This window comes from Borrelia persica No12, from assembly GCF_000500045.1.
Classification (GTDB): Bacteria; Spirochaetota; Spirochaetia; order Borreliales; family Borreliaceae; genus Borrelia; species Borrelia persica.
Map to the genome: position 1 here is coordinate 1 of NZ_AYOT01000146.1, position 13,781 is coordinate 13,781.

Consider the following 13,781-nt stretch of genomic DNA (forward strand, 5'->3'; position numbering starts at 1 on the left):
TTTAGTACCAGAGTCCTTCTTAGCAACCGCAATCTCTGCTGCATTAGTTACTGTATTAATATCTTTACTAATGCCAGCATCTCCTGACTTTGATATAGCTTGCAAAATGTCAGCACCACTTACTGCTCCTATTGATGCACTTGCTGCAGCAACTTATTGTTCTGTCATATCATTCTGTGTAGCAAGCAAATTACCAACTGATTTCTTCTCTGTATCACCAGTTTCAGTAGCATCTGCTTTACCTTCTTTCAACACCGCATCAACTATTTCTCTAATTCCTTGAATAAGTACATTTACGCTTGCAGAATCTGCAGATATAGCCCGTCTTCATTTTGCTTAGCATTTCCTATTGCATCACCACCACTAGCACCCCCCAGCCGCTATTTTTGCTCCCTCTTCAATCTTTTCTATAGTTGCGATAAATTCGTTAATCTTTTCTTTTAACTTTGGATAATTGCCATTCTGTTCTAAAATCTCGTTTAATTTTGCTTTCGTTGTTTTCATAGTAGTTTCAATTTTAGTAAAATACTGTCCTATCTCCGATTTCTTTGTATCCGCTTTTATCTCCAATGTTTCTGTAACCATATCCCCAAATGCCACAAAGACTTCCAAAAATCCTTTCCCTAAATTCGCAATAGAACTCAAAAACTCATTCTTCTTTTCTAACTCCGCTACTCCATTATTACATCCCATCATTCCCATAATCATAATAATAAGCAAACTTCTCTCGATAATATTATTCATCTTCCCTATTCCCCCTCTCTTATCATAATTAGCTCTTATTTCTCTAATTCCTCTCATCTCTTTTCCTTCATTTTTCATTTAATCCCTTACTCTTTATCTTACCTCACATCTTTCTCTCTTCTCTCTTAATCTTCAGATAGCATGTATACATCTCTTCTATATCTTCTTTAGATCCCTCCTAGCTCTCATATATACTCTATCCTCTCTTTTTTTTAAAAAAACCCTTTCTTCTCTTCCTATCACTTTACTTCAAGATTTAAATTCAAAATAAATGAAAACATATAAAACCGCACCGCAAACAAAAAAAGAGAGCTAAAAACAAGCCCTCTTAAGCAAATATTTTTCTTAATTAATTCAAGTCATATTATAAATATTACTAATTTCGCTTATTCACTAACTTTAGCAACAGAATTCTCTCCTTGTTTAATCTCCCCTAATATCTCATTAATTCCTTTTACCCTTCATCTACTGTATTTCTTATTGCTACTGTTAATGCACTTAATGTCTTATTTACTGCACTTGCTACTGCTCCGTTAATGGCAAAAGCTGATTTATCTTCATTATTTTTAGCAATAAATTTACCATTCTTTGCCATTGCTCTTAATGCTATTCCTGCTGCTATTACTGCATCTTTCTTTGCTCCATCAACCGTAATCTCTTTACTTTCTTCTTTCTTAGCAGCCGCAATATCTGCAAGCGTTTTTTGCAATCTCAACAGTAGGCTCACCTTTAACCTCTTCAGATTTAGATATAGCTTGCAATACATCAGCTCCACTTACTGCTCCAATAAATGCACTTGCTACTGCTGCTTGTACTTCTGTTCCATCAGTATCAACCTTGCTACTAAACAATTTATCAACTGATTTTTTTTCAGTTTCTGCCGTCTTACTATTCTCTGCATTTCCCTCTCCAGTTTTTAATACCACCTCAACAATAGTCTTAATTCCCTTAACAACAGCATTAACACTTGTTACATCTGCAGCCTCTGCAGACTCATTTTTAACAGCATTCCTATTGCACCAGTACCATTGGTACCACTAGCCGCTGCTTTCGCGCCTTCTTCAATCTTACTTATCTTCCCAACAAATTCCTCTACCTTCTCTTTCACTTTCGGATAATTCCCATATTCTCCTACAATTTTCCCCAATTTCGCTTTTACTGTTTTCATAGTATTCTCAATCTTGATAAAATAAGCCCCAATCTCACTTTTTTTAGTATCTGCCTTTATTCCTAATGTATCTGTAATCATATCGCCAAAAGTCACAAAAACATCCAAAAATCCTTTCCCTAAATTAGCAATAGAACTTAAAAACTCATTTTCCTTTTCTAGCTCCGCTACTCCATTATTACATCCCATAATTCCCATAATCATCATAATAACCAAACTTCTCTTGATAATCTTATTCATCTTCCCACTACCCCCTCTCATTTCTTCATTAACGTTTATTTCTCTAATTCCTCTCATCATAATTTTCCCTCCTTAACAACTCTTTAATCCCCTCAATCTTTAAATCCTTAATCATCTAAAGCTCCCTTCTCTTCCCTTTCCTCTCTAGCTCATCTAAATAAGCTCATCTCACTAAGCTCTCCTAAATAAGCTCTCCTAACTTCTAAAAAAAGTTACTCGGTCTAAATCCTTATCTCTTCTCTTCTTTTTAACTTCTCTTTTTTTTCTTCTTTTATCATTCCTTTCTTCTCTTTTTATAAGTTCCCTTCTCTCATTTTATGAGTCTCTTCTTCTCTTTCTATCAACTTTACTTCAACAGAAAAAATGAAATAAATTAAATAAAAAATGAATGAATGATAAACACATATGATAAATTAATGCTTAATAAAAATATAAAAGAAATACATTAAATCAATGAAATCTAACAAGAAAATATCCCCTGTATGTCTCAAAAAGAATAAGAGAAATGTTTTCCTTAAATAACTTTTTTTATCTTACTGATTTTTACCGATAATTATTTATTATTGTCAAATAGTTACTGCTTCTGCTATCTTATCCTCGTGTTTCACTGCAACTAGTGTTTATTTATCTCCCTTAAACCACTATCAAAATTCTTGCTTATTGCTAATTAAAGTACTTAATGTCTTGTTTACTACACTTGCCATACACCATTGATTGTATCATCAGGTTATCACTCATACGAAAAAACAATTAAAAAAAATGCTAAGATTTGTATTTATTGAGAAATTAGAAACAAAAACAATAAAAAAATCTTTTAACAAAAATGATGACAACTTTAGTATTGGATTTTATAAGTATAGATTTTTCAAAAAAGGTTGATATTCTAATCTACGAGATTAAAAGAATTTAAAATTTGAATATACTATTTTTAATTTATATATTATTGATGTTGGTGATGTATACCTTGTTCCAGTTTTCCCTACGTAGAATTTATGAAATCCACAAAGTCCAAAAAAACATAGTAAACACTTTAAAAAAAGTATATTTTAACATAAAAATCCTTTATATTAAAATGCTATTATATAAAAAAATGATAGTATTATTAATATAAAGGATTAAAATAAACATATGAAAGTTTACACATTATTGATTATTTTCAGTCTTCTTATACCATGTTGCACAAAATTAGACTCTAAAAAAACAGAAAGCACAAAAAATAATGCCTCTTTAATACCTAAAAGAAAAGATTTGTATATTGATCTTCTTGTAAAGAAACACTCAAAATCTCTTAATAAACAAATAAAACAACTTTCAAGACAATTTTCTAAAAAAGAAGATGGGCTTAATCCTGAAATCATCATAAACGGAACACATATTCAACATGCATCATTTAACATGGATGAAAGCACATCCAATGATCATGATATTTACCCTATTATTCAAAACCTCTATTTGTCAAAAAATAACCCAACAATCCACATTATTGGAAATAAAATATACAAACAACAAAAACAATCAAAGAATATCTACTACAGAAAAGTTCTAAAACTCGTTCTTCATAAATCTAATGACAATTGGAATTTGCTCCCAGAAAACGTAGAAAATTGGGAATTAAGACAAAATATGAACCTAAAGTTTCCAATTAATATAAAATATTCAATTGATGACATATACAATGCCAGATCTTATTATTTAGAAAATAAAATATATGAAGAAATTCGTGTTATGTGTCAACAAAACAATTATATAAAAAAAGAAATCAATGATATTATTGATCAAAATATTGATTATCTTATCAATCAAATTAATGAACATTCAAAAAATTTTCCTAAAGACGAAGAAGGTATAAAAGAATTACATATAATGTCAAAATACGATCAAGTAATACCTTTTGACGACTTGATTAATAACAATTATATTAAAAGTTATGCAGCTATTTACAATATATATTTAGCTCATTCTAACCCTAAAATACGAATTATAGGCAAAAAAATTTATAAAGAAAATAACAACCCTAAATTAATCTATAATAACTCATTAATACTAGATATTATAAAGTTTGACAAGGAAATAAATGACGCTAAATTTAACATTAAAAAATATACATCAGAAAAAATAATCGCAGAACAAACATCTTTAAAGGAATTTATAATTAAAGATTGCAACTTTTGTAAAATCAAAACTTATGTAGATGATCTGAGCTACTTAAAGCAATATGAACACCGAAAAAAAATTTATGAAAAGATTAAAGATGCAAAAAAAAACCAAGCTATTATCAACTCTCTTGTTGAAACAAATGCCGACTATCTATTAAAACAAATTAAGGATATTACAAGTCAAGTCAACAGCACTGAAAGAACAGAAGTCCATGAAACAATTTACTTCTATGGAGCATATAGACAAAGCTTCAAATTTGATGAACTTGAAGATAAACTAAAAAATACTAAAATATTTCAAAATCCATTTACAAACTACTTGATAGAATATGATCTATATCACAATCCAGAAAATATTAATTACATTTACCCATTAATTTATAATTTATATTTGGCTAAAGAAATACCTATGATAAGAATTTATTATAAAAAAAAGGATATAAAATACGAAGAAGATAAAAACTCTCCACCCGCAATGATAGAATTCAGACCTGATTACATCAGTTATGATCTACTAATTAACAAAGCAAACCTTAAATGGACTACTATAAAAATTGAAAAAACAAAAAAGAGAATTTTTAATAATGATTAAATTTAATTCAATATATTCTTCAATGAAAAAATAATAAAACATAAATAAACAATCAATACACAAATAAACACAAAATCAAAAAGATGCGACTATAAAAGATTATTCAATAACAAAAATACACAAAAATAAAAAGTTTCTACAACTTTTATTAATTTGCCCATGGATCTGCTTTTGATACTGCTCCAGCAAATTTAATAACATCACCTGCAAGTAAAAATTTAACAAAAACTTCACCCTATCTCTAATCGCATCTTAAACCACTTTCATCGTAATACCATCAGCATCCTTTGCTTCAGATATTTTACCTGATAGTTCTCTTAACTTATTATTATTAGCTTCTATTAATCCCTCTCCTATTTTGCAAAGTGTTCTTCTGCTCTACTTCTCTTATCCTCCGATTAAACATTAAGTTAGGTTGCTATTAAGAATAATAAGAACTTTTTATTTTTGTGTATATTATTTTTTGATATTTATATGACAAGTGAGTATTAAAACCACAAAAAAACCATAACTCTCTCAACTTATTACAACTGATAAAATGCAAAAAGAAAAACAACTACCTTGCATAAAAAAACGTTTTCCTTAAATGACCTTATTATCTAGTTTGGCAAGATACATAAATGGAACTTACTCTCGTATACCATAACATATCTTAACTGAACACAAAAAGAGAGCCATAACGCTCTCTTAACTACTTCTTTTACATAATCGTTTATCTTATTTCTTTACATAAGCATATATGATTATATAACTACTTCACTTACTCATTAGTTTTACTTCCAGAACCATCTACTTGTTTAATTTCTCCCAACACCTCATTAATCTCTTTCCCCGTCATCCATCGTATTCCAATAATAAAACAAGTAGAATAACACAAGCATTAATAATACACAATATCAATAACAAAAAAAACACCAACATAAACAACAAATACAGCAACAATAATAAAGCAATAATGAGAAAGCCTATATCCTAATCTTTTCAACATTATTGACACTAAAAATATTATTGGTATTTTTAAAATGCATACTTTTGTGTTCTTAGTCCTTCAATACTGTTATAAACTACATTATAATGTTCATTATTTTTTTGTATTTATACTTAATCAAAATACCAATAGCAACAATTTGCTTTAAGGGAATTGATTTGGATTTAATATGAGCCCTTCTTTTTAAGAAGAATAAATATATGATATTATGTGTTGAATAGTGCAATATCAACTATTTCCCTAAAAACTTATTTATTTTCATTTTTTTATTCCATATTTATTGCAATCATTTTTTTTCATGAAAGCGTTAAGATTTGCATTACCTTTTTTAGTAAAAAATTGATACGTTTTACTAAACGAAATAGAACAATTTTCTTTATTTTTTAAATTAACATTTAGCAAAGGACTCAATTATATTATAAAGGTACTTTTTAAGCTTAAATTTACTGATTTAAAAATTAGTGAATTTAAATTTGAGGATTGAAAAGGTGAAAATTTACTATTGCGTGCAAATTTTTGATGAAATTTATATCTTTAATTCATATGAAAATTCGAGACAAGAAAACAGATACTAATTAATGTAAATAAAAATGAATTTAATATTCAAACTAGAGTTGCATTTTTAAATTATCATTGAATATCCTATTTCATATAAATTTAACACATTCAAGTAATTTGTATATCTGAATCATAATGACGTAGAATATTTTTTATTTTCCTTTTCTAATCTTTAAGCATCTATTTTAAATCACTTAACAAATTGTTTTTCATATTTCCTTATAGAAATTTCTTAAACTAGTGAAAATTAATAAGAAAAAACTAAATACCATGACAATACTGCAAAAATCATTAAGATGCTTTATATTTATTAAAATCAAAAAAAGAGGGAGGAAATATGAAATTAAACTATTTAAGTTCATTTTTACTTTTAAGCTTTATAAGCTGCGATTTATTAAACGTTAAAGATCAAGAAGGATCTAATGGTTTCCTTGATAAGATAAGCACTATCTTAGATGCTAGTGAAGAAGCTATTCACAAATTTGTGAATGGTGAAAATGATTCACCCCAAAAAAATCCTACAAGTCAAAGTAGAAAGTCTACCAAAAAAGTATTGGTTATCAAACCAAGAACTAAACTAACTTTAAACAGTCAAGATGATCACCAATCTTTAAATGATTTGAATGATAATCATCACCTAAATAATATTGATGATATAAGTAACATAATACCTGAAATAAGTGACAATACAAATACTATTCATGGAAAAAGTGATAGTATGATCAACAGTATAACTGGTAGAAATTCTACTTATCCAATCAGTGGTACAAGTAGTAGTCTTCTTAAGGGCGAAGAAGGGCAAACTGAATTTTATTCTAACAATTTAGATCTAGAATTTACCTTTGACTCATACCCTACATTATCAGGCTCATACCATGATCCTATGACCCAAGTTGACGACAATTACAAATACGAAGAAAAAAGTTTTCTTGAAGATACTATTAAATTGATTAATAAGATACACCAAGATTCTGAAAAAGTTGATTTTTATACTACTATTGCATATTCTTCTATGAATCTTGGCGAAACTAAAAAGAAAGCAAATTCCAAAAATGAACTTAGTAAATATAGTAAAGAACAATTAAAGAGTGATCTTGAAGATCTTGTAGCAAAGCTTGAAAAATGTAATGGAAATAACGGAATAAGATTAATGTATAATAGTTATGATAGTAAAATGCAACAAGACATTAATACACAGATAAACACAGTAAAAGGTTGGATTTCAGATTTACAAACTAAAAATTACAATCTTTTTCAATCTTATACTCGCAATATGAAAACTACTTTCGAAAATATTACAAATATCTTAGTACAATTAAAAAATAAGGTAAAGGATAGTATTGATCGAAACGAAAGTGAAATTAAAGAAGATATTAAAAACAAAAAAAAATAACTTAAATGAATAGAGTAAATGACTACTTAGTAGTTATTTACTCTATTTTCATTAAGAATAAAGTAACAATTTTAGCTTGATATATTGACATTCTATTTTATAAATACCTCTCTAAGAAATCGTTCACAATATGGCCAATTATAAAGAATACACACAAAGTGAAAATTTCATCCCTGCATCTATAACAACACTATACTACTACTAGTATATCCAGTTACATACTTTGAATGCTAACTTAATTTTACAAACAACTAACATATAATTAACTTACGATCATTTTTTAGTTATTTTAATTGAACTTTTCCTTTTATTTCTATTTGTTTATTTTATAAAGATTTCCTTTGTATGTATGCTCATATCTCTCTTAAACTTTTTTTACAAATATTTCCTAAAACGAAACTTTATATTGATATTTTCATCCACCAATTGAGTATATTATAAACGACGACAAATTTGTCATTAAGTTTGAGAGCGTTTTAGACCATTTTCTTATCAAAAAAAGTCTTTTACCAAAAACAAGTAAATTACAAACGTATAAAAATATTAAAAATAGCTAAAAATAAACATTTATATGACTTTGATAACTAATATTGTACATTACATATATTGATATATAATCTATACAAACATAACATAAACTTAATATACTACTATTTTTTTAAAAAAAGAGGCATATGCCTCTTTTTTTAAAAAATTTAAGAACATATATTTTATTTAAATTTAGATTTATTTGGCTATTTATTATTTGCATTATTATTAAGTTTGCTTTTAATAAAAGCAAATTCTCTTTTATTGTGTCGATTATTGTCGTAATATAATCTAACATACACTTAAATTCAAAAAACCTGAAATATTTTTCACTTCAAATTCAATTATTTTCACTAATTGATTAATTAGAAAATTAAGAACTCATCTTTTTGTTACTAGAATACATCAATATGATAATAAAAACAGTAAAACAATATTAAAATATGATACGTAAAATATAAAATTCCATAATAAAAATTACAGGCCTAAATGAATGAAGTAACTTAAGATCGTAACCATTCATTTCTAGCCTTAATTTATCACAATCTCATTATTTTTCAAACAAATATTTATTTACTAGACATATTCTTATGAAATATTTAGTTATTATCCTACCTAGTTATTATCGTTCCTCCAATACCCTTTATCCCTTCAATAAATTTATCAAGTGATGTAATAATTGCCTCTCTATTCTTTTTTGACTTTACAAATTCAATACTTGCCTCTACTTTAGGTAACATAGAACCTGCTGCAAAATGACCCTCTTTGATATATCTATCTAAATCATCAATACTTACTTTACCAAGTAAAATCTCATCTTTTGTGCCAAAATTTAAAGCTACCTGATCAACAGCCGTGATGATTAATAACTGATCTGCTCCTATATCTTGACCCAATTTAGACGATGCAAAATCTTTATCAATTACCCCACTTATTCCTTTAATGAACCCTTTTTCATCTCTTATAACAGGTATACCACCTCCTCCACACGCAATAACGATACACCCTTTACTAATTAATTCGTTTATTTCCTCAATTTCTATAATCTCAATAGGTTTAGGTGATGCCACTACACGCCTATAACCTCTTCCACTATCTTCCTTTAACGTATACCCTTCACGCTCAAGTTCCTCTGCACGTACTTTATCATAAAATGGACCAATCGGTTTACTAGGTTTATTAAAACACTCATCTCCCTTATCTACTAAAACTTGGGTCAATACCATTATTACTTTTCGACTAATCCCTCGTTTACACATCTCATTTCTTAATGCCTGTTCGATATAATAACCTATCATACCTTGACTCATGCCAACACATACATCAAGCGGTGCCAATGGCGTCTCTTTGCACATTTCATTTTCTAGTATAATCTTTCCAACCTGAGGACCATTACCATGACTAATTACTATTTCATAGCCATGTTCTATTAAATCCACTATTCCATATACACTACTCTCTATCCTTGCTAATTGTTTACAAAATGTCTCATTTCCACATTCTAAGGCATTCCCCCCAAGACTTACTACAATTCTTTTACCCATAAAATAACTCCTTAATAAATCAACAATTCATAAATACTACAAATAAACATTTGCCATTATTACTAAAACACATATTACAAATTCAATCAAAAATATTGGTACCACAAATTTAAACCAACTACCATAACTAAGTCTTGCCATTCCCAATACAGCCATTATAACTCCACTTGTTGGTGTCAATAAATTCACCAAACCTGACGCTGTTTGCATAGCTAATACAACTGACGATCTTGGCATATCTAAGAAATCAGCCAATGGTGCCATCATTGACATTGTCAAACTTGCATGTCCTGATGAAGAGGGAACAATAAATCCTATACATATCTGTACAATCTCATTTAAAACTATAAACATACCTTTAGGTACTCCATATAAAAATTCTGACGCAGTATGTAAAATTGTTCCTGTAATCATTCCTTCATCAGCTACTATCATTACTCCCCTAGCCATACCTATAATAAGTGCTGCTGTGATCATATCTTTAGAACCCTCTACGAATGTATCCCACATCCTAGACTCACTCATCCTACATATAAACGCAGACAAAATTGCTGTACCAAGATACAACATTGTCATCTCTTGCATCCACCAACCAAGCTCTAAGATACTATATATTAAAAATACAACCATACCTCCATACAATACCAATACCATCTTTCGTCTATTAGTAAATTCTGGCATACTATCACTATTATCGCTACTCTTACCTTTAACAAATAGATTATAATGCTCTTCCCTCTGTCCATATACTATAGATTTCTTAGGATCATTTTTGACTCTGATTGCATATATCAACACATATACTATAGCCACAAAAACAGAAATTATATACAAAACAATACGAAAATAAAAACCGTCTTTTATTTCAATACCAGCTATTGCTGATGCTATTCCCGTAGCAAATGGATTAATAGTAGATGCCATAGTTCCAACACCAGCCCCCAATCCAATAATTGCAACAGCTACAACACTATCATAACCTAAAGCTATTACTAATGGAATCATAATCAGATAAAATGGTAGTGTCTCCTCATACATACCCGTTGTAGTTCCACCTATAGAAAAAATAAACATCATTAATGGTATTAAAAGTTTATCTTTATTCCCCATCTTCTTAATTGCCGCAGCTATACCCGCATCGACCGCACCTGTCCCTAAAATCACTCCATAAGCTCCGCCAACAATTAAAACAAATACAATAACCTCAACAGCATGCTCCATTCCTTTAGCCATCGCTGTTAAAATAATAAAAATACCATCCCAAAAGCCTCTAGGAGCTCTATCCACTGTATGATAAGTCCCAGCCACAACAACTTCTTGCAAATTGCCATTAACTTCCCTATTTTCTTTATGAAATTCACCGGCAGGAACTATATAAGTCAATATTGTCATAAACGTTATTAAAACAAATACTATAGTAAAACTACTTGGCATTTTACTTTTTTGAGCCATCTTATCTCTCCTAACATATCTACGTATTTTTAATGAAAACTCATAACTAATTTATCCCAAAGTTGCAACCATCACAGCTTTAATAGTATGTAATCTATTTTCCGCTTCATCAAACACAACAGATCTATCACACTCAAAAACGTCATGAGTAACCTCAACACCTTTAAGTCCATATTTGTCAAAAACCTCTCTACCAACTACTGTATTTAAATCATGAAAAGCTGGTAAACAATGCATAAATATTGCATCCTTTCTTGCCAATTGCATAAGTTCAATATTCACTTGATATGGTCTTAACAACTTAATTCTCTCATCCCAATTAGTCTCACCCATAGATACCCATACATCAGTATAAACAACATCAACATCTCTAACCGTTTCCTCAATCGAACTAGAAATAGTAATACTACCTCCACTCTTATCAGCTATCAATTTTGTTTTAGCTACCAATTCTGGATCTGGAAACAATTCTCTTGGCGCAAATATCCTAAAATCCATGCCCATAATAGAACATCCTTCCATCAAAGAATTGGCCATATTATTTCTTCCATCACCACAAAATACCATCTTTAAATTTTTTAAAGATCCTTTATGTTCTTCAATAGTCATAAAATCAGCAAGTATTTGAGTTGGATGAGCAACATCTGTCAAACCATTATAAACCGGCACATTGGAATATTTCGCTAAATCCTCAACCGCTTCTTGAGAGAACCCTCTAAATTCAATAGCATCATACATTCTTCCCAATACTCTTGCAGTATCAGCTATGGACTCTTTTTTACCTATTTGACTTCCTGTGGGACCCAAATAAGTTACATGAGCTCCCTGATCATAAGCAGCAACCTCAAATGCACATCTTGTTCTTGTTGAATCCTTTTCAAAAATTATAACTATATTTTTACACTTAAGTTTTTGTTCTTCAATTCCTGATCGTTTAGATTTTTTTAACTCATGAGATAAATCAAGTAAATATCTAATATCATCTTGAGTAAAATCTAAAAGTCTTAAAAAACTTCTATTGCGTAAACTATTTTTCAAATTATACATAAAATATTTTCTCCCTTAACTAAATATCTTCTCTTACTAAAGGCATGGACATACATCTTGGACCACCCCTTCCCCGCGAAAGCTCACTAGAAGGAATCTTATAAACCTTAATCCCAAATTCTTCAAGCAATTTATTAGTCATATGATTTCTAGAATAAACTATCACTTCCCCAGGTGCTATTGCTAAAGTGTTAGCACCATCATTCCACTGCTCTCGTGCTCCATGAATTAAATCACCTCCAGCACACTTTATTATATTAACCTTACATCCAAGATAAAACCCTAAAATGTCTTCCAATCTTGCCTTTTCACTTTTAACTTTAATATTACCAGAACCCATATCGTAGGTTAAAGCATAAATTGTAAACTTCATATCATCACTAATAAAACTTGTAAAAGTAGTATGATCAATTTGAGTAAAAACAGTATCTAAATGCATATAAGCCCTACTTTGTGGAATTTGAAAAGCTAAAATTGTATTAAATGATGTTTTTTGTTCAAAAAGCTTTCGTGCTACTTTTTCAACAGACTCAGACTCAGTTCTCTCAGAAACACCAATAGCTAAAACATCTCGACTTAAAACTAATTCATCTCCACCTTCTAATGTGGTATCTTCATCCCTAGTATACCATATAGGAACATTATCTTTATAAGTAGGATGGTATTTGAAAATATACTCCGCAAATATAGTTTCTCTATGTCTAGTCTTAGTATGCATTCTATTTATTGTCACACCATTACCAATACTTGCAAAAGGATCCCTTGTAAAGAGTATATTGGGCATGGGATCAATAATTAAAGGATATTCACTATTTACTAGAGAGTTTAGAGAATTAGATTTATAATTTTTAAGCTCATCTCTTGTAACACCAGCTATCATATTTGAAATCATATCCTTAACAGACATATCAGAAAAATAATCTTTCAAAGCTTTAGTCTTATTTTCAGTCCTAATCCCTGCCTCCAAAATAAACTGAGATACAAATTGTTCTTTTATGCTATCACAACCAGAAAGAGCTTCAACAATCAAATCCTCAATATAGACAACTTCAATTCCATTACCCCTTAAAGTATCTGCAAAAGCATCATGTTCTTGCCTAGCTACATCAAGATAAGGAATATCATCAAACAACAATCTCTTCATTATTGAAGGAGTCAAATTTTCCAACTCTTTCCCTGGTCTATGTAGTAACACTTTTCTTAAACGACCTATTTCTGAAAATACATTTATTTGTTTTAAATACTGCATAATAAAAACCCCTGTTTTTATAAAAAAGTTTAAAAAATTTTTAAATATAGCATATTCTTTAATATATCTACCTAATATGATAAAACTTAAAGAACAAAAAATCAACATAATTAAAACCTATA

General features: G+C 29.3%; 6 protein-coding genes and 2 pseudogenes. 2 read left to right on the forward strand and 6 right to left on the reverse strand.

Features of this window, described 5'->3' with window-relative positions; all coding sequences use genetic code 11:
• Nucleotides 1-822 (reverse strand): annotated as a pseudogene (locus U881_RS13260) (variable large family protein); the annotation flags it as partial.
• 308 nt (nucleotides 823-1,130) lie between these two features.
• A pseudogene (locus U881_RS10780) lies at nucleotides 1,131-2,173 on the reverse strand (variable large family protein).
• 1,107 nt (nucleotides 2,174-3,280) lie between these two features.
• On the opposite strand from U881_RS10780, the gene U881_RS0103340 reads away from it, so the two are divergent.
• Nucleotides 3,281-4,900, forward strand: coding sequence for a hypothetical protein (locus tag U881_RS0103340; protein WP_024653206.1), 1,620 nt, complete (start codon nucleotides 3,281-3,283; stop codon nucleotides 4,898-4,900).
• Between the two features lie 1,883 nt (nucleotides 4,901-6,783).
• Nucleotides 6,784-7,839, forward strand: a complete 1,056-nt coding sequence (locus U881_RS0103350) for a hypothetical protein (RefSeq protein ID WP_024653207.1) — start codon at nucleotides 6,784-6,786, stop codon at nucleotides 7,837-7,839.
• 1,139 nt (nucleotides 7,840-8,978) lie between these two features.
• Here the strand turns inward: U881_RS0103350 and arcC are convergent.
• From arcC to arcA, 4 genes are read right to left on the reverse strand one after another with little or no spacing between them, the layout of a single operon-like run.
• The gene (arcC, locus tag U881_RS0103355) at nucleotides 8,979-9,911 is read right to left on the reverse strand and encodes a carbamate kinase (RefSeq protein ID WP_024653208.1); all 933 of its coding nucleotides are present in this window, start codon (nucleotides 9,909-9,911) and stop codon (nucleotides 8,979-8,981) included.
• 36 nt (nucleotides 9,912-9,947) lie between these two features.
• Nucleotides 9,948-11,363, reverse strand: coding sequence for a YfcC family protein (locus U881_RS0103360; RefSeq protein WP_024653209.1), 1,416 nt, complete (start codon nucleotides 11,361-11,363; stop codon nucleotides 9,948-9,950).
• A 51-nt stretch (nucleotides 11,364-11,414) separates the two neighbouring features.
• Nucleotides 11,415-12,410: an ornithine carbamoyltransferase gene (gene argF / locus U881_RS0103365; RefSeq protein ID WP_024653210.1), complete on the reverse strand. Its 996-nt coding sequence runs from the start codon at nucleotides 12,408-12,410 to the stop codon at nucleotides 11,415-11,417.
• A gap of 19 nt (nucleotides 12,411-12,429) precedes the next feature.
• On the reverse strand, nucleotides 12,430-13,659 hold the full coding sequence (gene arcA, locus U881_RS0103370) for an arginine deiminase (protein WP_038363688.1): 1,230 nt from the start codon (nucleotides 13,657-13,659) through the stop codon (nucleotides 12,430-12,432).
• Nucleotides 13,660-13,781: the final 122 nt, after the last annotated feature.